Genomic DNA, 24,012 nt, shown 5'->3' on the forward strand with positions numbered 1-24,012 from the left:
GTCGAGACGGGCCCCAAGGCCGCCGTGTACGGCACGCCGCACCATCCCTACACGCAGGCGCTGCTCTCGGCCGCACCGGAGCCTGATCCGGACCGGCCGCAGAAACGCATCATCCTGCAGGGCGATGTGCCGAGCCCGTCCAGCATCCCCTCAGGCTGCAGCTTCCGCACGCGCTGCCCGCTGGCGCAGGAGATCTGCGCCCGCGAGCGTCCGCTCCTGGCGCCGGTCGGCGACGGGCATTTCGCCGCCTGCCATTTCGCCAAGGCCAACCCGATCCCGATCTGAGGCTGCGGGGCCGGCCTCATCATGATGGGCGCGGTGGCCGGGGTCGTTGCCAGTGACGGCGCGTGCCGGTCCGCCTACGGCGCCCGGCCCTTGCTCCTCAGCCAGTCCTCGTATTCCGGCCGGGCGGCATCGCTCAGGGGATAGTAGCGCCGCAGATCGCCGCCCTGGGACAGGCGCTCGCGTGAGAACTCCTCCCATTCATGGTGCTGGGTCGCCTTCTCGATCACCTCCGGCGCCAGCGCCACCGGCACCACCACGGCGCCGTCATCGTCGGCGACGATGATGTCGCCCGGCATCACCAGCACGCCGCCGCAGGCGATCGGGATGTTGACGCCGAAGGGCATCAGGTCGGTCTGGGTGTGGAAGTTCGGGGTCACGCCGCGCAGCCAAAAGCCGAGGCCGAGGCGCCCGGTGTTGGGATAGTCGCGGATGCAGCCGTCGATGACCACGCCCAGGCCGCCCCGGCCCTTGAAATAGGTCAGCATCATGTCGCCGAAGACGCCGCTCCTCATGTCGCCGCGGGCGTCGACGACGACGATGTCGCCCTTCTGGGCGTGATACAGCACATGCCGGTGCAGCTGCTTTTCCGGCTCGGCGTATTCGTCCTCGCCATACAGGTCCTCGCGCTTCGGCATGAACTGCAGCGTCAGCGCCGGGCCGGCGATCGCCTTGCCCCTGGTCCAGGCGACCGGGCCGCAGATATGGCTGTTGCGGATGCCCATATGGGCGAGCGTGCTGCTCGCCGTCGCGGCGCCGATTGCCTGAAGCGCCGCCGACCATTCCGCCGGCGGCCGCTTGATGTCGCTGGTCTCGATCATTCTCGGTTCGTCCTTTGGTCCGTCGACGGCGATCAGGGCTCGTCGCCGAAATAGCTGGATCCGGGTTTCAGATGCGCCCGCGCCACGTCCTCGTTCAGTGTCAGCCCGTGGCCCGGCCGGTCGTTCAGGTGGATGTAGCCGTCGACGATCGGCGGCCCGCCATCGACCATGTCGCTCCACCACTCGACGTCGTGGGCATGGAATTCCATCACCAGGAAGTTGTTCATGGCGGCGCAGACATGGGCGCCGGCCACCGTGCCGATCGGGCTGGCCACGTTGTGCGGTGCGATCGGGATGTAATAGAGGTCGGCGTGGTCGGCGACCTTCTTGGCCTCCGCCAGCCCGCCCATCTTCGGGATGTCCGGGGCGATGATCCGCGCCGCCTGCTTCTCGATCAGCTCGCGATAGCCGTGCTTGCGGTACAGGTTCTCGCCGGTGCAGATCGGCGTCCGGGTCGAATGGGTGACGTGGCGCTGCGCCTCGATGTTCTCGGGCGGCACCGGGTCTTCCAGCCACAGCAGGTCGAAGGGCTCCAGCGCCTGGGCCAGCTTGATCGCGTCGTTCACTCCGAACTTCCAATGCGCGTCCATCGCCACCATGATCTCGGGCCCCACCGCCTCGCGCACGGCCCGGACGACATCGACCATCCAGGCCATCTCGCGCGACCCGATGGTGCGGTTGAACGGCTCGAACCACTGCCGGCGCGGGTTGGGGTCGTCGGAGATGTCGATGGTGTAGGGGTTGCGGGTGTCGAGGTCGAACTTGATCGCGGTGAAACCGTCCGCCACCACCTCGCGCGCCTTGGCGGCGTAGGAAGCGGGCTCCGGCATGTCGCCGGCGTGGCAGTCGGCATAGATCCGGACCTTGTCGCGGAAGCGACCGCCGAAGAAGGTCGAGATCGGGGTCTGCAGCGCCCGGCCCAGCAGGTCCCACAGCGCGATCTCGATGCCGCTGATCGCGGTCACGGTGGCGCCCGCCTGGGATCCCTCGCCCGACAGGCAGCGGATCAGGATTTCGACGATCTTGCCGATGTTCACCGGGTCCTCGCCGATGATCACCGGCTTGGCCTTGTGCACCAGCTCGGCGACCCCGGCGCCCCAATAGGCCTCGCCCAGGCCGGTGATGCCGGCATCGGTCTCCACCTTCACCAGCACCCAGGGGAAGTTCCCCGCGATGACGGCGGTGCGCAGATTGGTGATCTTCACGGGTTCTTCCTTCCCTCCGAGAGCCGGCCCGCTTGCCGGGGCCGGTAGTATTTCAGGCGGCCGGCAGCGCCTGTCCGGTCCTGCCGTCGAACAGGTGCAGCTTCTGCTGGTCGAATTCGAGCCAGACCGGCTGGTCGGGGCCGAGCCGGACATCCGGCGCGACGCTGACCACGACCGTCGCCGATCCCAAATGGACATGGGCGTAGGTGATGTCGCCGGTCGGCTCGACCGTGTAGACCCGGCCGGCGATGGCGCCCGGCACCTCCTCCCGGTGCAGCCGGATGGTGCTGTGCCGGGCGCCGAGCACGGCTTCGCCATAGGTCGCCGCCTGCGCCTTCCGCGCATTGGCGTCGGACAGGGCGCAGCGCCAGCCATCGAGGCTCTCGACCGCAGCCCTGGTGGCGTTGCCGACCACCCGGACCGGCAGCAAGTTCATCGCCGGGCTGCCGACGAAGCCGGCGACGAAGGTGTTGACCGGATGCTCGAACACCTGCTCCGGCGTGTCGTATTGCTGCAGCACACCGCCGGTCATCACCGCCATCTTGTCGGCCATGGTGACGGCTTCCATCTGGTCGTGGGTGACGTAGATCACCGTCGCCTTCAGGTCCTGGTGGAACCGCTTCAGCTCCGCCCGCATCTGCGTGCGCAGCTTGGCGTCCAGGTTCGACAACGGCTCGTCCATCAGGAAGACGCGCGGGTCGCGCACCAGCGCCCGGCCCAGCGCCACGCGCTGCTGCTGCCCGCCCGACAGCTCGCGCGGCCGCCGGTCCAGCAGATGCTCGATGTCCAGCAGCTTGGCCGCGGCCCGGACCTTCTTCTCGATCTCGGCCGCCGGCAGCTTCCGCATCTTCAGCGGGAAGGCCAGGTTCTTGTAGATCGTCTTGTTCGGGTACAGGGCATAGTTCTGGAACACCATGGCGATGTCCCGGTCCTTCGGGTCCAGGTCGTTGACCAGCCGGTCGCCGATCTGGATGTCGCCGTCGCTCAGCTCGATCAGCCCGGCCACTAGGTTCAGCGTCGTCGTCTTGCCGCAGCCGGACGGGCCGACCAGGGCCACGAACTCGCCGTCCTCGACCGTCAGCGACACATGGTCGACGGCGTAGATGTCGCCGTACCGCTTGACCACGTCCCGCAGCACCACCTGCGCCATGGGCTCCCCTTCTCGTCAGGACTTGACCGCGCCCTCGGTCAGGGCGCGGACGAAGTATTTCTGCAGGACCAGGAACAGCACGACCACCGGCACGCTCATGATGAACGAGGCCGCCATCAGCCCCGGCCAGTTGGTCGCGTATTCGGTGAAGAAGCGTTCCAGCCCGACCGGCAGGGTCAGCTTGCTCTTGTCGTTGATGAAGGTCAGGGCATAGACGTATTCGTTCCACGCCAGGACGAAGGAATAGATCGCGGTGGCAATGATCCCGGGCGAGGACAGCGGCATGACCACAAACAGGAAGGCCTGGAACCGCGTGGCGCCGTCGATCCGCGCCGCCTGCTCCAGCTGCGGCGGGATGTTGTCGTAGAAGCCCTTCAGCAGCCAGATCGACAGCGGCAGGCCGAAGGTCAGATAGGTCAGGATCAGAGACCACGCGGTGTTCACCAGCCCCATCCACTTCATCATGATGAACAGGGGCATCAGGAAGACCACGGCCGGGAACATGTTCCGGACCAGCACCGCGTAGAACAGCAGCTTGCGACCGGGGAAGCGGAAGCGCGAGAAGGCGTAGGCGGCCGGTACGGCGATGGCGACGCCCAGCACCGTGGTCGCGGCCGACACCATGATGCTGTTCAAGAGGTAGCGCAGGAACTCCTGCCCGACCTCGTTGGCGGGCGACAGCAGCCGCGTGTACTGCTCCAGCGTCGGCTCCGACGGGATCCATTCCGGCGGATACTGCAGCGCGGCGAACTGCGTCTTCACCGAGGTCAGCAGCATCCAGGCCATCGGCAGCACGGTGAAGATGCCGAGCAGGACCAAGTAGACGATGCGGGTCATGCCCCAGGGGCCGGCCTTGCCGCGGCGGCGCCTCGGGGCGGAGCGCGGTTCCATCGTGGTGGCGCTCATTCCGGCCGCCTCCCGTCGCCCCGGGTCAGTGCCCGGACGTAGAAGTAGCCGAGCGCCATCATCACCACGAACAGGATCACCGAATAGGCCGAGGCGATGCCGAAGCGGATGCGGCCGAAGGCCAGCTGATAGATCTGGGTGATCCAGATGTCGGACGACCCGGCCGGGCCGCCGCCGGTCATGATCCAGGGGATGGTGAAGGCGTTCAGGTTGGTGACCAGGAGCAGCAGAACGGTCACCAGCGTCACGCCCTTCAGATGCGGCATGGTGATGTGCCAGAAGCGCGGCCAGGTGCCGGCGCCGTCCACCTTGGCCGCGCGGTGCAGCTCGTCCGGCACGGTCTGCAGCCCGGCCAGCAGCATGATCATGGCGAAGGGGAACTCTTTCCAGATGTTGACCACGATCAGCGACGGCAGCGAGGTGTGGACGTTGTCGAGGAAGTTGATCGGCGCCTCGGTGATGCCGAAGGCCACGGATAGCGCGCCGATCACGCCGAAATCGCTGTGGTACAGCCAGCGCCAGACATAGGAGGCGGCGACCGCGCTGATCACGTAGGGGATCAGGAACAGGCCTCGCAGCAGGCCGCGGCCGGTGAAATAGCTGTTCAGCGACAGGGCGGCGCCGAGCCCGAGGATGAAGGCGAAGGAAGTCGAGAACACCGTCCAGATCAGGGTGTTGATCGTGACTTCGCGGAAGCTGTCGCTGCCCAGGATGCGGGCGTAGTTGTCGAGGCCGACAAAGGTCTTGTCGGCCATGGCCAGGCTGGGCGGGGTGTTGAAGAACGACAGGTAGATGGTGTCGTAGATCGGATAGCCGATCACCAGCAGCATCACCACGAAGGCCGGCAGGATGTAGAGGTAGTCGGCCCAGTGGCGGGCGATGCGTCGCAACAGGCCGGGGCGACGGCGGGGCACCGCCCGCGCCCGGGGCGCATCGTCCTGCGCGGCAGCCATGGTCACGCCCGACTCTCCTTTGCAGGGGGAACGGGGCCGGCCGGCGGCTCAGGCGTACCGGCCGGGGTGCGGGACGGATGGGCCTAGAGGCCCGACAGCAGGTCCTTGATCTTGCTGGCGGCGTCGTCGGCCGCCTCGGCCACGGTCATCTTCCCGGTCAGCGCGTTCTGCATCATGTTCGGGACGATGATGTTCATGATCTCCGCCGATTCCGGGATCACTGGGAACGGGATCCCGCTCGGCAGCATCGAGGTGGTGACGTTCAGGAACTTGATCTCGGCCAGCCGCTGCTTCATCCATTTGGTGCGGAAGCCGCGGGTGTTGCCGGGATTGGAGGCGACCCAGGCCACCTTGGTCGACCATTCCGGCCCGGTGGCGAAGGCGACGAAGGCGCGCGCAGCGTCCATGTCCAGCCCGCCATCGACCACATCCGGGTTGAAGATGTGGGCGTTGGAGCCGCCGAAGACCACGGCGCGCCGCACCGGCCCCTTCGGGATCAGCCCGTAGCGCATGTTCGCCACCACCGCCTCGGCCACCTTCTTGTCGGCGCCGGTCGCCTTCTTGGCGCGGTCCAGCATGGTCGCGTATTCCGCCGGATGGCTGATCATCATCGCCAGCTGGCCGGCGATGAACGGATCCTGGTTCTCGGTCTGGGTGTTGGTCAGGGCCGAGGTCGGCACCGACTTGTCCCGGACATACATGTCGTAGGAGGCCTGCAGCGCGGCCTTGGAGCCGTCATTGTTGATGTAGACCTCCTGGTAGGTCGGGCTCGCTTCGGCCTCGTCCAGCGCCCCCCCGCCATAGGCCCAGCATTGCGGCATGAAGCGGAACGGCGTGTTGCCGGCATTGGGCCGGGCCACCAGCCCGTAGCCGTTCTTGCCGGTCCTGTCCTTGATCTGCTTGGAATAGGCGACCAGGTCGTCCCAGGTCGCGGGCGGGCTTTCGGGGTCGAGGCCGGCCTCCTGGAAGATCCCGGCGTTCCAGATCAGGGCCATGGTCTCGTTGTTGGTCGGGACCCCATAGGTCTTGTCCTTCCAGGTCACCGACTTCATCGCGCCGGGCCAGAAATCGGCGGTGCGGTAGCCGACCGCCTCCGGCGACAGCTCGCTCAGCTGGCCCTTGGCCGCGAACTCCACGCCCCACAGGATCGGCAGCTTCGCCACCATCGGCGCGGCATTGCCGAGCGCCGCGGCGCGCAGCTTGTTCAGCATCTGGTTGTAGTCGAGGTTCTGCTTCTCGACCGTGATGTTCGGATAGGTCTTGGCGAAGGCCTCCCAGAACTGGGCGTCGATCTCGTGATCGATCCTGGGCGACGCCTCGTTCGGCCCGACCCACCAGTAGGTCAGGCGGCCCTTGTAGTCGAGCGGCACCACCTTGGCGCATTCCGCCGCGGTGTCGACCTCGACCGTGCCGGCGATGCTGTTGATGTAGTCCGGCGTCCAGTTCGCGGTGTCGATGCCCGTGTCCTGCGCCAGGGCGCGGAGCGGGCCAAGGCCCGCGGCCAGCGCCCCGGCCCCGGCGGCATAGCCGAGAAAGCGACGGCGGTCGACGGCATGGGGAACGAGGTCACCTGCATGAGGCTTGGTCATGAGCAGTCCTCCCAATGGCCTCGCTTGTCGTCTGCGAGTTCAGGGCCAGCCTAGGCTTCAGGCACAAAATGCGTCAAGGTTTGCTCCGCAAGATGTTGCGGCTTTCGTTATGTTGTTAGTCTCCGGGGTCGCTGGCACAGCTCAATCGAAGAAGGCTGAATCTTCTTCGGCGAGATAGCGCCTGGCCCGTTCGGGATCGATGTCGACGCCCATGCCGGGCCGGTCCCAGACCTCGATCAGCCCGTTGCGGACGATCGGGTTCGGCAGGCCGTCGACGATGTCGTACCACCAGGTCGGGTTGCCGCTCGGATATTCGAAGGCGATGAAGTTGGGCGGCAGCGTGGCCGAGACCTGGACCAGCGCGGCCAGGCCGAGCAGGCCGTTGCCAGTGCCGTGCGGCGCCATCAGGATGCCGTGCAGGTTGGCGTATTCGGCGATCCATTTCAGCTCGGCGATGCCGCCGACATCGCAGGGATCGGGCCCGACCACGTTCACCGCATGGCCTTCGATCAGCGTCTTGAAGTTCTGGCGCAGATAGATCTGCTCACCGGTGTGGATCGGGGTCGAGGTGGCGCGGGTCACCTCGCGGTACACGTCGGCGTTGACATAGGGCACGTAGTCGCCGGTGATCAGGTCCTCGAGCCAGAGCAGGTTGTACTCCTCCACGGCCCGGGCGAAACGGATCGCGTCCGGCACGGTCCAGCCCGGCCCGCAGTCGAGCGCCAGGCCGACCTTGTCGCCCAGCACCTCCTTCATCGCCGCGACGCAGTCGACCATGTGCTTCAGGCCGCGTTCGGTGATCAGCCCGGAATCGAGCGCGCCGTGGAACACGCTCTGCCCCGGCGTGCCGTAGTAGAAGTCCGGCACCTCCCGCTTCATCGGGCTGTGGAAGCCGATCCCCTGCTTGATCATGGTGAAGCCCTCGGGCAGGGCCATCTGCCGCTTGGCGTCCTCGGCATAGTGCTCGGGCTGATAGCCGGCCATCGGCACGCGCAGCGAGCCGTTGTAGACCCGGACATGGTCGCGCACCTTGCCGCCGAGCAGCTTGTGCACCGGCAGCCCCGCCGCCTTGCCGGCGACGTCCCACAGCGCCATCTCGATGGCGCTGACCGCGCTGCCCCAGGGCTTGAAGGCGCCGCGCTGGCGGATCCGCAGCATCACCCGCTCGACCAGCGTCGGGTCCTCGCCGATCAGGGCCTCGCGAAAATGCAGAATGTGGGGCTTCAGATAGGGCTTGTAGGATTCGACCTCGCCATAGCCGCTGAGGCCCTCATCGGTGACGATGCGCACGATCGGGTTCTTGCCGATCACGGCGCATTTCAGATCGACGATCTTCATGGCGCCCCGCTTGGTCGGGGACGGTCGCTGCCGCCCACCCGGTGTTCCCTCTCCGCTGCCGTTTTTATGTCCGATCTAGGCAGTCGATGATCGAGCCTAACACAGACAGGAAGCATTGCAACTTGTTAGGTGCTCCCGCCTGCGAGAATACCCAAGACCGTCATTGCGAGCGCAGCGAAGCAATCCAGGGCCGCTCGCCCGGCCCCTGGATTGCTTCGTCGGCTTCGCCTCCTCGCAATGACGGAGAGAGATGGGGAAGGTTGAAGAGGCCTCGCTATTTTCCCGCCTTCGCCCGCTTCAGCGCCGGCGTCAGCCAGGCGGTCGGCGCCGCCGGGCCGGTCGAGGCCCGGATGACGATCTCGGCCACGAGCGCCAGGCGCACCGGAGGCCGGGCCGCAGCTTCGGCGTCGCCCAGCCGGTCGGCGATGCAGCGGACCATGGCGGCGCCGATCTCGACCTGCGGCGTCCGCACCGTGGTCAACCGCGGCGATACCTGTGAGGCCGCGGCGAAGTCGTTGAAGCCGACGACCGAGATGTCCTCGGGCACGCGGATGCCGAGGCGCAGCAGGTCCGAGATCACGTTCACGGCGATGCCGTCATGGGCGCAGAACAGTGCCGTCGGCGCGCCGCCGCGCCGCAGATGGGCGAGGAAGGCGTCGCGGAAGCCCTCCGCCTCGTCGAAGACGATGTCCTCGACCGTGGTGTCCGGCGTCTCCAGCATCCCGTCGCGGAAGCCGCGGAAGCGCTCGGCCCGGCCGAGGGGCAGGGTGCTGCCATGGACGAAGGCCACGGCCCGGTGGCCGAGGCCGGTCAGCAGCCGGGCCACGCCCACGCCTGCCTCGCAGTCGGCGCCGACCACCTGGTCTATCCGCTCCATCGCGCCGACATAGGTGGCGCAGACCACCGGCAGGCCGGTGCGCGCGGCCAGGGCGGAGATCTCGTGCGGCCGCGGCACCGCCAGGATCAGCCCGGCCACGGCGCTGTCCAGCGGACCGCCCTCGGCCAGGTGCCGGGCCTGGCGCGGCACGATCGAGAAGCCCAGCCGCTCGCCCTCGCGCTCGGCGCCATGCAGCATGTTCAGCCACAGCTCGCTCGACACCGGGTCGATCTCCTGGCGGATGAACAGGATCTGGCCGCCGGCCGACGGCTGCTCCTGGCTGCGCCGATAGCCCATGCTGTGGGCGGCGCGCAGCACCCGGTTGCGGGTGGCCTCGCCGACGCCGGATTTGCCGGACAGGGCGCGGGACACCGAGAACTTCGAGATCCCGAGCCTGTCGGCGATGTCCTGGATGGTGACGCGGCCTGACGTCATGCGGTGTTGCGCTCCCTGTTTGGGCCGCACCTTCTGCCGCAGCGGTCGTTCTGCCGTCAACATCGTCGCGCGCAGCCGCTCCGTCTTGCGCAACTTGTTTGGTAATGATAGCAAGAAACCTAACGAACAGCAAACTGCAGCGGGGCGGACATCATGGCCACAGGACGCCTGGACGGTGCGGCCCTCGGCCGGGTCGAGGACGCGATTTCGACCCATTCCCGGCCGAGCGAGCTCAGGATCACCGACCTGCGGGTCGCGGTGGTGGTCGGCAGCGGCTATCACCCGATCCTCCGCATCGACACCAACCAGGGCATCTCCGGCCTCGGCGAGGTACGGGACGGCGGCCATGCCGAGAACGCCCTGCAGTTCAAGCACGTGCTGCTGGGGCAGAATCCCTGCAATGTCGACATGATCTTCTCGGCCCTGCGCCGCTACGGCAGCTGGGGGCGGGAAGGGGGCGGCGTCTCCGGCATCGAGATCGCGCTGTGGGACCTTGTCGGCAAGGCCTATGGCGTGCCCTGCCATCAGTTCCTCGGCGGCAAGCACCGCGACCGGGTGCGGATCTACGGCGACACCCCGGCGCCGGCCCAGATGACGCCCGAGGGCTATGTCGAGGCCGTGCTGCGTCGCAAGGCGCTGGGTCTGACCTTCATCAAGTTCGACCTGCCGCCGCGCTTCCTCAACGCGGTCGACGGCGCGCTGGTGGGGCAGGCGACCCGGCACGAATACGAGCTGGCCAAGGCCTGGCGCGCGCCGGGGGCGGGGCGGGGGATCAAGCTGAGCCAGGCCGGCATCGCCGCCGCGGTCGATGTGGTCCGCGCGGTGCGCGAGGCGGTCGGCAGCGAGATCTCCCTGTGCATCGACCATTTCGGTGAGGGCTTCGTGACGGCCGACGAGGCGATCCGCCTCGGCCAGGCGCTGGAGCCGTTCGATCTCGCCTGGCTCGAGGACCCGCTGCCCTGGCACGATGTCGCCGGTCACAGGAAGGTGGCCGACGCCCTGCTGACGCCGATCGCGGCCGGCGAGGAGCTGTATCTCTGGGACGGGTTCCGCGAACCGATCGAGACCCGCGCCTTCGACATCCTGCACCCCGACCTGCTGACCTCGGGCGGCATGCTGGAAACCAAGCGCATCGCCGATTACGGCGAGCGTTTCGGGCTCGCGACCGCGCTGCACGCCTGCTGCACCCCGATCGGCTTCATGGCCAATGTGCATTGCGGCGCCGCGATCTCCGGCCTGGTGGCGGTCGAGCATCACGGGCTGGACATCCCGCATTGGGGCGACCTCGTGACCGGGATCGACCCCGACTATCTCGAGGGCGGCTACGTCACCGTGCCGGATGCGCCGGGCCTCGGCATCGAGTTGAACGAGGAGGCGGTGGCGGCGCATCTGCGCCATCCCGGTACCCTGTTCCAGCCGACCGAGGACTGGAACCGGATCCGCGTCGGCTTCGAGCGCCGGTCGCGCGGCTGAGCCCGGCTTCGCTCGCCCGGACGGACGCGGTACCCTGCCGGACCGGCCGGCTGCTCAGGACGACGCCATGAAGATCACGGGCATCGAGACGCGCATCGTCAATGCCGAGATGCGCAACTGGGTCTTCGTCAAGGTCATGACGGACGATCCCGGCCTGTTCGGCTGGGGCGAGGCGACGCTGGAATGGAAGACCCGTGCCGTGGCCGGCGCCGTGCAGGACCTTGAGCCGCTGCTGCTCGGCCGCGACCCGCGCGACATCGAGCAGGCGGTGCGCGCGATGAAGAAGCAGAGCTTCTGGCGCCTGGGGGTGATCGGCATGAGCGCCGTCTCCGGCATCGAAATGGCGCTGTGGGACATCCTGGGCAAGCATCTCGGCGTGCCGGTCTGGCGGCTGCTCGGCGGCAAGGTGCGCGACCGGGTGCGGGTTTACACCCATCTCGGGCTCGGCGACATGCGGGCGGTCTACGAGACGCTGGACGAAGCGCCGCTGGTCGAGCGCGCGCATCAGGTGGTGGCGAAGGGCTATCGCGCCTTCAAGGCGGTGTTCATCCCGTACACGCACTATCACGCGCCGCTGCCGGAGGCCGACAAGGTCGCGCGCATGATGCAGGCGCTGCGCCAGGCCGTCGGGCCGGAGGTCGAGGTCATGGTCGACTTCCACGGCCGCCCCGCCGGCGTCGCGGCGGCGCTGGCCTATATCGAGGCGCTGGCGCCCGGCCGGCCGATGTTCATCGAGGAGCCGCTGCCGCCGGGCGAGACCGCCGGCCTCAAGGCCCTCGCGGCGCGCACGACGGTGCCGCTCGCCACCGGGGAGCGGCTGGTGGACCGGGCGGAGTTCCAGGAGCTGCTGTCCGCCCAGGCCGTCTCCATCATCCAGCCGGACATCTGCCATTGCGGCGGGCTGCTGGAGGCCAAGAAGATCGCGGCCATGGCGGAAGCGGTGTCGGTCGGCGTGGCGCCGCACAACCCGCTGGGGCCGATCGCGGGCGTCGCGGCGCTGCACTTCGCCGTCTCCACCCCCAACCATGTGATCCAGGAGGAGATGGTGGGCGCGGTGCCCTGGTATTTCGACGTGGTCCGCGGCCCGATCCGCATGGTCGACGGCTTCTGGCAGGTCCCCGACGCGCCGGGCCTGGGCGTCGAGGTCGACGAGGCCGAATGCGCCAAGCACCCCTTCGCGCCGGAGATCCTGCACACGCAGAACGCCATCCTGGACGACGGCAGCATCGTGGATTGGTGAGGGCGCTGGCCGATTGCCGCTCCCGCTTGCGAGAGAGTTTCGGAATTCCCCACACCGTCATTGCGAGCGCAGCGAAGCAAGCCATGGCGCCGCTCGAACGGAGGCATGGATTGCTTCGTCGGCTTCGCCTCCTCGCAATGACGGTAAGGGATGAGTGTTTTGAAAAAGTCTCACAAACGGGAGAGGCTGCGCGCTTCTGTGCTCGCGAGGGACGATAATCTTTCTTGCCTGGTGCGCTTCAGACTCGACATTTCGTGTCGAGTTCGCCAAAGATCGTACACAAAATCCGGAGGATCGCGTGTCGAATCCCCAGGCCGGACATCAGTGGACAGCGGAAGGCGGCGCGGAAGCGCAGCCCGTCGGCACTGTTTCCGGCCTGGACCTGCCTGCGTTTCAGGCGGACCGCGAGGCCTCGGTCTATGAGGCGATCCGCGAGGACATCATCTCGGGCCGCATCCCGGCCAATGCCCGCCTGATCGTCGCCGATCTCGCCGAGCGGCACAGCACCTCGACCAATCCGGTGCGCGAAGCGCTGCAGCAGCTCCGCGGCGAGGGCTTCGTTGTGATGACGCCCAATCGCGGGGCGCGCGTGCGGCCGATCGACGAGGATTTCATCCGGGACATCTACGAGATCGAGGTGCTGATCGAGCCGGCGCTGACGCGCTGGTTCGTCGGCATCGCGACCGATGCCGACATCGCCGTGCTGGAGGCGCTCCACGCCGAGATGCTGCGGCTCAACTATTCGGACCCGGTGCGGCACGGGCTGCTCGACACGCAGTTCCACCACACGATGTACGAGCGCCATTACAACCGGCACGCGGTCGATCTTTGGTGGAAGCACCGCGAGATCCTGCGCGCGATCAGCCGTCGGCTGCCGATCTCGCTCGGCCGCCAGGCCGCCGTGATGCGGGAGCATCAGGAGGTCCTGGACGCGATCAAGGCCCAGGACGCGGACGCGGCGGCGGCCGTGATCGCCCGCCATGTCGAAGGATCCGGGCGCCACATCATCGAGCAGATGCGTGCGGCGCGCCGCAACAACCGGAAAGACAAGGGGCAGTCCGGTTAAGGGTTTTCGGAGTGCGGAAGAGGAGTAGGGCTCATTTTTTATTGTCATCGCCGGGCGGGTCCTCGGGTCAAGTCCGGGCATGACAACAGGATAGGTCAATAGTCCTTCGCCCGATTGCTCTGACGCGGAAGAAGGGGGGAACGCGCAGTCATACTGGAAAGGCGCCCGTGAGGCGCAAAAGACAATCAAGGGAGGAGATCTGTCTTATGGTCGATCTGAAACGCCTTGCCGGCCAAAGTCTCGCCGGCCTGGTCCTGGCCGCGGCGCTGATCGCCGCGCCGGCCGCATCCTTCGCGCAGTCGGCCGGCCTGCCGCCCGCGCAGGAAATCACGCCCAAGGGCCCGCTGCCGGACGTGCCCCGCAACCAGACGCTGATCCTCGGCTGGGGCGTCGCGGGCGGCACCTCTGTCGGCACCACCAACCCCTGGGTGCTGCCGGGCTATACGCATCAGGAGGGCAACAATCTGCTGTTCGAGCCGCTGATGTATTTCGCCATCTTCAAGGGCGAATTCATCCCGTGGCTCGCGGACAGCATGGAATACTCGCCGGACTTCAAGACGCTCGAGATCAAGCTCAACAAGGACGCCAAATGGAGCGACGGCAAGCCGGTCACGTCCAAGGACGTGGTCTACACCTTCGAAGGGCAGATGAAGTATGAGACGCTGCCCTATCACGCGCATTTCCAGCAATTCGTCGACAGCGTCAGCGCCAAGGACGACCTGACCGTCGAGGTCAAGTTCAAGCAACCGGCGCCGCGGTTCAAATTCGAGGTGCTGACGGAGAAGTTCGATACCGGCCTGCCGATCGTGCCGGCGGAATGGGAATCGGCCCAGCCGAACCCGACGGCGGCCGTGGGGCTCGACGAAATCCCGCATTCGGGCCCGTACAACGTCGTCGCCTGGAACGCCAATCAGAAGATCCTCGACCTGCGTCCCGACTGGTGGGCGGTGAAGGCGGGGAGGAGCGCCCAGCCGGCGGTGAAGCGCGTCGTCATCGTCAACGTGCTGAACCAGCCGATCGACACGGTGGCGCAGCGCCTGGTGAACAACGAGTTCGATTCCTCGGTCGACATGCGCGCCCAGGTGATCGGCAACATCGTGGAGCAGAACAAGGACATCCAGTCCTGGACGGGCACGGAGCCGCCCTATGGCTATCTCGACTGGTGGCCGAACTCGCTGTGGATGAACACCCAGCTCGAGCCCTACAACGATCCGCGGGTCCGCAAGGCGATCAGCCGCGCGATCGACCGCGATCGCATCGACGAAGTGCTGTATGACGGCGCCAAGATCGCGACGATCTATCCGTTCCCGCTGTATCCGAACCTGCAGAAATTCGCCGAATCCGAGGCCGTGAAGGCCGAGGAGGCGAAGTATGAGCCGGGCAAGTTCGACCCGGATGAGAGCGAGAAGCTCATGACCGAGGCCGGCTTCACCAAGAACGACGACGGCCTCTGGGAGAAGGACGGCAAGACCTTCGACGCCACCATCCATGCCTTCGAGAACATCCATGGCGACATCGCCCCGGTCCTGGCGGAGATGCTGCGCCAGGCCGGCTTCGACGCGAATGTCAATTTCGGCACCGATGCCTATCAGGCCATGGTGGACGGCAAGCCCGGCCTCTACCTCTTCGGCCACGGCGCCAGCCTCTATGATCCGTTCGAGGCCATGAACCTGTTCCATGGCAAGTACAGCAACACGATCGGTTCGGCGGCGGGCAACAACCGCTTTTCGCGCTACAAGAACCCCGAGCTCGACAAGATCCTCGACGAGATCTCGCCGCTCGACTCCAACGATCCGAAATTCCAGGAAGGCGCCGCGAAGGCTCTCGGCATCTACTGGCGCGATGTGATCGACGTGCCGGTCATCCAGTGGCTGCACCGGATCCCGTACAACAACCACTACTGGAAGAACTGGCCGAGCGCCTCGAACCTCGGCACGGGCACCAACGGCGCGTTCTGGGCCCATACCGGCCTGCTGGTGATCACGTCGCTGCAGCCGACCGGCGCGCCGTAGGTCCGATTGCGAAAGGTGCGCGCCGCCGGGCGCGCACCTCCTGAACGGCAACAGCACCAGGATCGTCCAGTGATATTGCCGGCCCGAACTCTCAACCCGTCATGGCGAGCCTCGCAGGGGCATGGCCATCCAGACTTTCGCCGCCATGCAGTTGAGGCCGCGGGACTGGATGGCCACGCTTCGCTCGCCTTGACTGCGTGGGGGTATATGCCTGCTCTCCGTATCAAGGGGCGGCAGGCTGGTCGGGTGCTTTCGCAGTCCCTTTCACCGTCATGGCGAGCCCCGCAGGGGCGTGGCCATCCAGCGGCAGTGGCCCCTGGATGGCTCCCTCTGAACTCAATGCGGCGCTTCACGCCTCGCCATGACGGAAAGGGCCGGAGAGTCGATCTCAAAGGCCGCTGATATGACCCTCAAGCTCATCATCCGCCGTCTTCTCTTCCTCGTCCTGGTCGTCTGGGCCGCCTCGACGATCGTCTTCTTCATTCCGCGCCTGTCGAGTCGCAATGCGCTGCGCGAACGGTTCGGCGAACTGGCCCGCACCGGCGGCTTCTCGCCGGCCGATCTGGAGAAGATCATCGCCTCGATGCAGCAGCAGTTCGGGCTCGACCAGCCGCTGTACCAGCAATACTGGCACTATCTCGGCAACATCGTGCGGATGGATTTCGGCTACTCGCTGTACCGCTATCCGTCGACCGTGGCCGAGCTGATCGCGCAATCGCTGCCCTGGACGATCGGCCTGCTGCTGGTCACGACGATCCTCAGCTTCGTCATCGGCAATCTGCTCGGCGCCGTCGCCGCCTGGCCGCGGGCGCCGCGCTGGCTTCGGGCCTTCGCGACGCCGTTCATCCTGCTGACGGGCGTGCCGCCCGTGATCATGGCCATCCTGCTGCTGTTCTTCATCGGCTTCCGGCTGAAATGGCTACCGCTCGGCGGCGCCTATTCGGCCGGCGTGGTGCCGAACTTCTCCCTCGACTTCATCCTCGACCTGCTGCGGCACCAGGTGCTGCCGGCGCTGGCCCTGATCTTCGGCTCGGTCGGCGGCTGGGTGCTGTCGATGCGCGGCATGGGCGTCACCATCCAGGGCGAGGACTATGTGAATTTCGCCGAGCACAAGGGCCTGACCGGCGGCCGGATCTTCCGCGACTATTATCTCCGGAACGCGCTGCTGCCGCAGGTGACGGGGCTGGCCCTGGCGCTCGGCACCGTCGTCACCTCGGCCATCATCGTCGAGGGGCTGTTCGGCCTGCCGGGCATCGGCAGCATGCTCAACCTCGCCATCCGCGCGAACGACTTTCCGACCATCTACGGCGTCGTGCTGTTCATCACGATCGCCGTGGCGGTGCTGATGACGGCGGTCGAGTTCCTCTACCCGCTGCTCGACCCCCGCGTCCGCAATTCGTGAGGAGCGAGAGACATGTCGATCGCCGCGCTCTCGCCACCCGCCGAACCGAGAATCGAACGCCCGGGCAGCTTCGTCCTGGTGCTGCGGTATCTGCGCCGCAACAAGGGGCTCGCCCTCGGCGTCCTGATCCTGCTGGGCCTCGCCGCCTTCACGATCATCGGCCTGATGACGGTCGATCCGAAGGATGCCTATCCGCTCTCGGCGGCGGTGAAGAAGCCGCCGAGCCTGAAATACCCCTTCGGCACGGACTTCTTCGGCCGCGACCTCCTTGCCGCCATGGTCGTGGGCATGTGGCAGACGGCCTTCATCGGCTTCGTCGCCGGCGGCCTCGGCACGCTGATCGGCGTCGTGCTCGGCTTCATCGCGGCCTATTTCAGCGGCTGGACCGACGCCGTCATCCGGACGGTCTGCCAGATCCTGACGCCGATCCCGGTGCTGCTGATCCAGGTCGTGATCGCCGGCTCGCTCGACAAGCGCGACGTGACCATCGTCACCATGGCGCTGATCGTGGTGCTGCTGGCCTGGATGGGGCCGACCCTCGTCATCCGCGCCCAGGTGCTGACGATGAAGGAACGGCAGTTCGTCGCCGTGGCCAAGCTGTCGGGCGTCAGCGACCTCGGCATCATCTTCAAGGAGATCCTGCCCTGCCTCTTGCCCTTCATCGCCGCGGCCTTCGTGGCGCAGGTGTTCTCGGCCGTGTTCGCCTCCTTCTACCTCGCCGTGCTCGGGCTGGGGCCGCTGCGTGAGCCGCTGCTGGGCAACATCATCTGGGCGGCGCAGTCGCAGGGCGCCTTCTTCAACGGCTGGTGGTGGTGGCCGATCATCCCCGCGGTCGCGATGATCCTGATCCTCGGATCGCTCGCCCTGATCAATATGGGGCTCGACGAGCTGGCCAATCCCCGCGTGCGCAGGTCGGAGTGATGGCGATGGATGTGACGCTTGCGCCGCCCCGGGAACGGACGAAGGCCATGACACCACCAGCCGCGGCGGCAGGGGCCGGGCCGGTCCTCGATGTCCGCAACCTCGAAGTGACCTATTACACCGACTCCGGCCGTGCCAAGGCGCTCGACAATGTCAGCTTCACCCTGAATGCCGGCGAGAAGCTCGGCATGGTGGGCGAGTCCGGCTCGGGCAAGAGCACGCTCGCCCTCGCCATGATGCGGATGATCAAGCCGCCGGGCCGGATCGAGGGTGGTCAGGTGATCGTCGGCGGCGCCGACCTGATGGCGCTCGACGCGGAAGGGATGCGCCAGGCGCGGCTGTCGCGGATCGCCTATATCCCGCAGGGCGCGATGAACTCGCTCAACCCGGTGACGCGGATCGGCGCCCAGATGGTGGACGCGATGAAGTCGCACCTGCCGGGCGAGTCCCGCGCTTCCATCGAGGCCCGCTGCAAGCGGGCGCTGCAGTCGGTCGATCTCGACGCCGGCGTCTTCCGCATGTATGCCCATGAGCTCTCGGGCGGCATGAAGCAGCGCGTCTGCATCGCGATCGGGATCCTGCTCGATCCCCACGTCATCATCGCCGACGAGCCGACCAGCGCGCTCGACGTCGTGACCCAGCGCCAGGTGATGGAGACGATCGACAACGTCCAGAAGGCGATCGATGCCGCAGTCATCCTGATCGGCCACGACATGGGCCTGATGGCGCAATTCGTCGACAAGGTCGCGGTCATGTATGCCGGACGGCTGGTCGAGGTCAGCACGGTCCGCGAGATGTTCACGGACCCGAAGCACCCCTATTCCCGGGCGCTGATCGAGAGCCTGCCGAGCCTCGACAACAAGGGCGTCTTCCGGGGCATCCCCGGCCTCGCGCCGTCGCTGCTGCGGCTTCCCGGCGGCTGCGCCTTCCACCCCCGCTGCGCCAGGGCCATGGCCGTCTGCAGCACGACCCGGCCCGAGCCGCGGGTCCTGGCCGGCGGGCGCGGCGTGACCTGCCACCTCTATGACGGGGACGCGTGAGATGGCCGATCTGCTGCGCCTGGAGAACGTCTCGAAGACCTATACGCGCGGCCTCGTCCACGCGCAGACGACGGTCGCGCTCCGCAACATCTCGCTGACGCTCAGGGAGGACGAGCCGACCATCCTGACCGTGGCCGGCGAGAGCGGCAGCGGCAAGACCACGCTGGCCATGCTGCTGCTCGGCTTCATCGAGCCGTCGGAGGGCCGGATCATCTATCGCGGCAAGGACGTCTCGACCCTCCGCGGCAAGGAGAAGATGGCCTATCGCCGCGAGGTGCAGGCGGTCTTCCAGGACCCCTTCGCCGTGTTCAATCCGTTCTACACGGTCGATCATCTGCTGACCGTGCCGATCCGGAAGTTCGGCCTGGCGACATCGAAGGCGGATGGCCGTCGCAAGATGGAGGAGGCGCTGACCGCCGTCGGGCTTCGGCCCGAGGACATCCTCGGGCGCTTCCCGCACCAGCTGTCGGGCGGGCAGCGCCAGCGCATCAATGTCGCCCGCGCACTGCTGCTGAAGCCGCGGCTGCTGATCGCCGACGAGCCGGTGTCGATGGTCGACGCATCGCTCCGCGCCACCATCCTCGAGACGCTCCGCAACCTGCAGCGCGACCACGGCGTCTCGATCATCTACGTCACGCATGACCTGACGACCGCCTATCACATCGCCAAGTCGATCATCGTGCTCTATCGCGGGTCGGTGATGGAGGCGGGGGATGTCGATCAGGTGATCAAGGACCCGCAGCACCCCTATACGCAGCTGCTCGTCGATTCGATCCCCTGGCCCGATCTCGACCGGCGCTGGGGCGCCCAGCCGATCAAGGCGCGCGACGCCGCCATCGGCACCGAAGGCTGCCGCTTCCGGTCCCGCTGTCCGAGGGCGATGGAGGCCTGCGGAAGCGAGCCGCCGCTGTTCCGCATCGGCGATCGCCATACTGCCTCATGCTTCCTCTACGATCGGCAGCCGCAGGTCGCGCAAGAGCGCCTGTCGGAGCTGCTGCCGGCCTGACGTCGACCACCGCCATCCTTCACTGCCCAGCCTCTCCGGGACCACCACGACCATGCTCGAAATCGCCGAATTCATCAGCCCCACGCCGACGCCCGTCTGGAAGCTGGCGCGTCAGGCCGGGGTGGACCTCGCCGTCGGCGGCCTGCCGCCCGACGATCTGCTGCATGGCGAGGCGCCATGGGATTACGGGCCGCTGCAGCGCCTGAAGCAGCGCTACGAGGCCGCTGGCTTCACGCTGAAGGTGATCGAGGCCCGCCCGCCGCTGAACAAGGCCAAGCGCGGCCTGCCGGGGCGCGACGAGGAGATCGCGACGGTCTGCACGCTGCTCCAGAACATGGGCCGGCTCGGCATCCCGGTCTGGTGCTACGAATGGATGACCGACTTCAACTGGGTGCGCACCAACCTCGCCACGCCCTCGCGCGGCGGCTCGGTGGTCACCAGCTTCAACATCGCCGACGTGCCGGAGGACCTGACCAGCAACCCGCCGATCGGCGAGGACGAGCTCTGGGCCAATCTCGAATATTACCTGAAGAAGGTGCTGCCGGTCGCCGAGGCGGCGAAGGTGAAGATCTCGATGCACCCCGACGACCCACCGCTGTCGCCGATCCGCGGCGTCGGCCGGATCATGCGCAGCATCGACAACTACCGGCGCCTGATCGAGACCGTGCCCAGCCCGATGAACACGATCACGCTGTGCCAGGGCAACTTCACGCTGATGACCGATGACCTGCCCGGCGCCATCCGCAGCTTCGGCAAGGCCATCTCCTTCGTCCATTTCCGCGACGTGCAGGGGACGCCGGAGGCGTTCCAGGAGACATGGCACGACGCCGGCAAGACCGACATGCTGGCCTGCATGCGCGCCTATCGCGACATCGGCTTCGACGGCGTGCTTCGTCCCGACCACGTCCCGACGGTGGAGGGCGACAGCAACGAGCATGCCGGCTACTCCGCCTTCGGCCGGCTCTACGCCATCGGCTATATCCGCGGCCTGCACCAGTCCGTGTACGGCTTTTGAGCGCGGGGGAGGGGACGATGGACACGATCGAGACCAGCAAGCCCGTCCGGACCCGGGCCCGGACGAAAACGATCGCCCTGACCGGCGGCAGCGGCCGGATCGGCCGGGCCATCGCCGCGGCGGCGCTGCGCCGCGGCCACCGCGTCGTCAGCATCGACCGCGCCGCGCCCGCGGAGGCGCAGGAGAACCTCCGCTTCGTCGCGGCCGATATCGGCGATTACGACGCGCTGGTCGAAGCGTTCCGGGGGTGCGACGCCCTGATCCATATGGCGGCGATTCCCTCGCCGGGCCGCCACCCCGACCATGTCATCCACAACAACAACGTCGTCGGCAGCTACAACGCGCTGCGCGCCGCGGTGGAGGTCGGCATCACCCGGATCGTGCAGGCCTCCAGCGTCAATGCGATCGGCCTGTCCTTCAGCCGGGAGGCGCATTTCGACTATCTCCCGCTCGACGAGGCGCATCCGAACTACACCGAGGAGGCGTATGGGCTGTCGAAATGGATCTGCGAGCAGCAGGCCGACACCTTCGCCCGCCGCTACAGCCGCCTGCGGATCGCCAGCATGCGCTTCCACCTGGTGGTGGAGGAGCGCCCACAGGCCGCGGCCGTCTACGGCTTCGCCACCAAGGCGGCGTCGAAGCATCTCTGGGCCTATACGCTCTACGACGCGGCGGCGCGGGCCTGCCTGCTGGCGCTCGACGGACCGTTCCGAGGCCATGAGGTGTTCTACATCGTCGCGCCGGACACGGTGATGGACATCCCGAGCCTGGATCTCGCCGCCCGCTTCTTTCCGGACGTGCCGATCCGCGGCGACCTCAGCGGCAACCGCAGCTTCTTCTCCTCGGCCAAGGCCGAACGGATGCTCGGCTGGCGCCATGATCCCGACTGAGGTGCTGCCATGAAGATCCAGGACATCAAGGTCATCGTCTGCTCGCCGGGGCGGAACTTCGTCACCGTCAAGATCGTCACCGACAAAGGCCTGCACGGCATCGGTGACGGCACGGTGAACGGGCGCGAGCTCGCGGTCGTCAGCTACCTGCAGGACCACGTCGCGCCGCTGCTGATCGGGCGTGATCCGGCGCAGATCGAGGATATCTGGCAGTATCTCTACCGTGGCGCCTACTGGCGGCGCGGGCCGATCACCATGGCGGCGATCTCGGCCGTCGACATGGCGCTGTGGGACATCAAGGCCAAGGCGGCCAACATGCCGCTCTATCAGCTGCTCGGCGGCGCCTCGCGGCAGAAGGTGATGGTCTACACCCATGCCCAGGGCATGACCATCGAGGAAGCCGTCGACGCCGTCGGACAGAAGCGCGACGAAGGCCATGTCGCCATCCGCGCCCAGGTCGGCATCCCCGGCCTGCCTGCCATCTACGGCACCGGCAAGGGGGCGAAGCAGGGCACGGGCGGCATGGTCGAGGCCCTGCCGCATGAGGAGGTGTGGTCGACCTCGAAATACATGACCCATATCCCGAAGCTGTTCGCGCGGCTGCGGGACGTTTATGGCGACGACCTGCACCTGCTGCACGACACGCATCACCGCCTGACGCCGATCGAGGCGGCCCGGCTGGGCAAGGATCTGGAGCCGTTCCGGCTGTTCTGGCTGGAGGATCCGGTCCCGGCCGAGCTGCAGGAGGGCTATCGCCTGATCCGCCAGCACACCACGACGCCGATCGCGCTGGGCGAGGTGTTCAACACGATCTGGGACGCGCGGCTGCTGATGGAGGAACAGCTGATCGACTACATCCGCGTCACCTCGGTCCATGCCGGCGGCGTGACCGGGCTGCGGCGCATCTTCGATTTCGGCTCGGTCTATCACATCCGCACTGCCTGCCACGGGCCGATGGACGTCTCGCCGGTGGCGATGGGCGCCAATGCGCATATCGACCTCTGGGTGCCGAATTTCGGCGTCCAGGAGTTCTCCGGCTACGCGCCGCTGACGCACGAGGTCTTCCCGCATGCGTGGCGGCAGGAGGGCGGCTATCTCCACCCCGGCGAGGCGCCGGGCCACGGCGTCGACATCGATGAGGCGCTCGCGGCGAAACACCCCTATCAGCGCGCCTACCTGCCGGTGAACCGGCTCGAGGACGGCACGCTCTGGCACTGGTGACCCGAATGAAAATCTCCGCCATACGCGCCTATCCGGTCTGGGTCGGCACGCGCAATCAGCTCATCGTCAAGGTCGAGACCGACGAAGGCCTGTTCGGATGGGGCGAAAGCGGCCTCTCCGGCCGCGAGAAGGCGGTGGTCGGCGCGATCGAGCACTACCGCGAGTTCCTGATCGGCCGCGATCCGTTCCGGATCGGCGCGCTGTGGCAGGAGATGTACCGCAGCCAGTATTTCGAGGGCGGCCGCGTCCTGCAGGCGGCGATCTCGGCGATCGACATCGCGCTCTACGACATCCTCGGCAAGGCGCTCGGCGTGCCGGTCTACCAACTGCTGGGCGGCAAGCAGCGCGACCGGATCCCGACCTTCGCCACCACCTCGGCGCCGCCGGGCGAGGCGATGATCGAGCAGGCGAGGGCGCTGATCGCGGTCGGCTGGACCGCGATGCGTCTGTCGCCGTCCGGCCATGGCGGCAGCGCGGTCTACGAGCCGCGCGAGCACATCGCGACGACGGCCAGATGGTGCGTCAGGGCCCGCGAGGCGCTCGGTGACGACGTCGTGCTCGGCATCGACCTTCACCACCGCCTGTCGGTCGCGGAGGCGGCGAGCTTCTGCCAGAAGATGCCCTCCGGCACGCTCGACTTCCTGGAGGAGCCGATCCGCGACGAGACGCCGGAGGCCTATGAGGCGCTGCGGCGGATGGTCGACGTGCCCTTCGCAATCGGCGAGGAATTCGCCTCCAAATGGCAGTTCCTGCCCTACATCGAGCGCAACATCCACCAGTTCAACCGGATCGACATCTGCAATGTCGGCGGGCTGACCGAGGCGATGAAGGTCGCCGGCTGGAGCGAGGCGCATTACGTCGACATGATGCCGCACAATCCGCTCGGCCCGATCTGCACGGCGGCGACGGTGCATTTCGCCGCGGCCGTTCCGAACTTCGCCTGGCTCGAGACCCGGACATCGACGGCCGAGCAGCTCGGCTTCGACGATGCCGAGCTCTTCCCGGTCCAGCCGCGGATCGAGAACGCCCATTATCCGGTCACGGACGCGCCCGGCCTCGGCGTCGAGGTGAACGAGGAGCTGATCCGGAAGCAGAGCTTCAGGTTCTGGGAAGCGCCGCATCTGAAGCGCAAGGACGGATCGGTGACGAATTGGTAGAGGCCGGCCGATC

The 24,012-nt window shown here is 67.2% G+C and carries 21 protein-coding genes; 13 read left to right on the plus strand and 8 right to left on the minus strand.

Annotated features, from left to right (window positions below; all coding sequences use genetic code 11):
* The coding region (locus KXR53_RS08210; protein ID WP_437374623.1) for an oligopeptide/dipeptide ABC transporter ATP-binding protein at positions 1-285 on the plus strand (285 nt) is incomplete at its 5' end.
* 74 nt (positions 286-359) lie between these two features.
* On the opposite strand, the gene KXR53_RS08215 is transcribed toward KXR53_RS08210, so the two are convergent.
* The 8 genes from KXR53_RS08215 to KXR53_RS08250 form a co-directional block, all read right to left on the minus strand.
* Positions 360-1,103 carry a ribonuclease activity regulator RraA gene (locus KXR53_RS08215; protein WP_437374624.1) on the minus strand — a complete coding sequence of 248 codons (744 nt, stop codon included), beginning with the start codon at positions 1,101-1,103 and terminating at the stop codon, positions 360-362.
* A 32-nt stretch (positions 1,104-1,135) separates the two neighbouring features.
* On the minus strand, positions 1,136-2,308 hold the full coding sequence (locus tag KXR53_RS08220; RefSeq protein ID WP_437374625.1) for a mandelate racemase/muconate lactonizing enzyme family protein: 1,173 nt from the start codon (positions 2,306-2,308) through the stop codon (positions 1,136-1,138).
* A 52-nt stretch (positions 2,309-2,360) separates the two neighbouring features.
* Positions 2,361-3,458 carry an ABC transporter ATP-binding protein gene (locus KXR53_RS08225; protein WP_437374626.1) on the minus strand — a complete coding sequence of 366 codons (1,098 nt, stop codon included), beginning with the start codon at positions 3,456-3,458 and terminating at the stop codon, positions 2,361-2,363.
* A gap of 15 nt (positions 3,459-3,473) precedes the next feature.
* Complete coding sequence (locus KXR53_RS08230; protein ID WP_437374627.1) at positions 3,474-4,364, minus strand: carbohydrate ABC transporter permease; 891 nt, start codon at positions 4,362-4,364, stop codon at positions 3,474-3,476.
* Entirely contained in the window at positions 4,361-5,317 is a 957-nt protein-coding gene (locus KXR53_RS08235) for a carbohydrate ABC transporter permease (RefSeq protein WP_437374868.1), read from the minus strand. The genes KXR53_RS08230 and KXR53_RS08235 overlap by 4 nt, the downstream gene beginning before the upstream one ends.
* A gap of 83 nt (positions 5,318-5,400) precedes the next feature.
* Positions 5,401-6,906, minus strand: coding sequence for an ABC transporter substrate-binding protein (locus KXR53_RS08240; protein WP_437374628.1), 1,506 nt, complete (start codon positions 6,904-6,906; stop codon positions 5,401-5,403).
* A 141-nt stretch (positions 6,907-7,047) separates the two neighbouring features.
* Positions 7,048-8,244 (minus strand): mandelate racemase/muconate lactonizing enzyme family protein, encoded by a 1,197-nt coding sequence (locus tag KXR53_RS08245; protein WP_437374629.1) that lies wholly within the window; start codon positions 8,242-8,244, stop codon positions 7,048-7,050.
* 274 nt (positions 8,245-8,518) lie between these two features.
* Positions 8,519-9,556, minus strand: coding sequence for a LacI family DNA-binding transcriptional regulator (locus KXR53_RS08250; protein WP_437374630.1), 1,038 nt, complete (start codon positions 9,554-9,556; stop codon positions 8,519-8,521).
* A gap of 153 nt (positions 9,557-9,709) precedes the next feature.
* Between KXR53_RS08250 and KXR53_RS08255 the strand changes: the two genes are divergently transcribed.
* The 12 genes from KXR53_RS08255 (at position 9,710) to KXR53_RS08310 (ending at position 23,999) form a co-directional block, all read left to right on the plus strand.
* Positions 9,710-11,029 (plus strand): mandelate racemase/muconate lactonizing enzyme family protein, encoded by a 1,320-nt coding sequence (locus KXR53_RS08255; protein WP_437374631.1) that lies wholly within the window; start codon positions 9,710-9,712, stop codon positions 11,027-11,029.
* A 67-nt stretch (positions 11,030-11,096) separates the two neighbouring features.
* A complete protein-coding gene (gene dgoD, locus KXR53_RS08260) occupies positions 11,097-12,269 on the plus strand; it encodes a galactonate dehydratase (RefSeq protein WP_437374632.1) in 1,173 nt (390 codons plus the stop codon).
* A 298-nt stretch (positions 12,270-12,567) separates the two neighbouring features.
* Positions 12,568-13,335: a GntR family transcriptional regulator gene (locus tag KXR53_RS08265; RefSeq protein ID WP_437374633.1), complete on the plus strand. Its 768-nt coding sequence runs from the start codon at positions 12,568-12,570 to the stop codon at positions 13,333-13,335.
* Between the two features lie 206 nt (positions 13,336-13,541).
* Positions 13,542-15,347: an ABC transporter substrate-binding protein gene (locus tag KXR53_RS08270; RefSeq protein WP_437374634.1), complete on the plus strand. Its 1,806-nt coding sequence runs from the start codon at positions 13,542-13,544 to the stop codon at positions 15,345-15,347.
* Positions 15,348-15,750: 403 nt separating this feature from the next.
* A complete protein-coding gene (locus tag KXR53_RS08275; protein ID WP_437357633.1) occupies positions 15,751-16,749 on the plus strand; it encodes an ABC transporter permease in 999 nt (332 codons plus the stop codon).
* Between the two features lie 12 nt (positions 16,750-16,761).
* The gene (locus KXR53_RS08280) at positions 16,762-17,670 is read left to right on the plus strand and encodes an ABC transporter permease (protein WP_437374635.1); all 909 of its coding nucleotides are present in this window, start codon (positions 16,762-16,764) and stop codon (positions 17,668-17,670) included.
* 47 nt (positions 17,671-17,717) lie between these two features.
* Entirely contained in the window at positions 17,718-18,710 is a 993-nt protein-coding gene (locus KXR53_RS08285; RefSeq protein ID WP_437374636.1) for an ABC transporter ATP-binding protein, read from the plus strand.
* Between the two features lies 1 nt (position 18,711).
* Positions 18,712-19,716, plus strand: a complete 1,005-nt coding sequence (locus KXR53_RS08290; protein ID WP_437374637.1) for an ABC transporter ATP-binding protein — start codon at positions 18,712-18,714, stop codon at positions 19,714-19,716.
* 52 nt (positions 19,717-19,768) lie between these two features.
* Complete coding sequence (locus KXR53_RS08295; RefSeq protein WP_437374638.1) at positions 19,769-20,731, plus strand: mannonate dehydratase; 963 nt, start codon at positions 19,769-19,771, stop codon at positions 20,729-20,731.
* A 17-nt stretch (positions 20,732-20,748) separates the two neighbouring features.
* Positions 20,749-21,621, plus strand: a complete 873-nt coding sequence (locus KXR53_RS08300; RefSeq protein ID WP_437374639.1) for an NAD-dependent epimerase/dehydratase family protein — start codon at positions 20,749-20,751, stop codon at positions 21,619-21,621.
* A 9-nt stretch (positions 21,622-21,630) separates the two neighbouring features.
* A complete protein-coding gene (manD, locus tag KXR53_RS08305) occupies positions 21,631-22,842 on the plus strand; it encodes a D-mannonate dehydratase ManD (RefSeq protein ID WP_437374640.1) in 1,212 nt (403 codons plus the stop codon).
* Positions 22,843-22,847: 5 nt separating this feature from the next.
* Positions 22,848-23,999 carry a mandelate racemase/muconate lactonizing enzyme family protein gene (locus KXR53_RS08310; RefSeq protein ID WP_437374641.1) on the plus strand — a complete coding sequence of 384 codons (1,152 nt, stop codon included), beginning with the start codon at positions 22,848-22,850 and terminating at the stop codon, positions 23,997-23,999.
* Positions 24,000-24,012 lie beyond the last annotated feature (13 nt).

Origin of the sequence: Inquilinus limosus (assembly GCF_051487185.1) — a bacterium.
Classification (GTDB): Bacteria; Pseudomonadota; Alphaproteobacteria; order DSM-16000; family Inquilinaceae; genus Inquilinus; species Inquilinus limosus_F.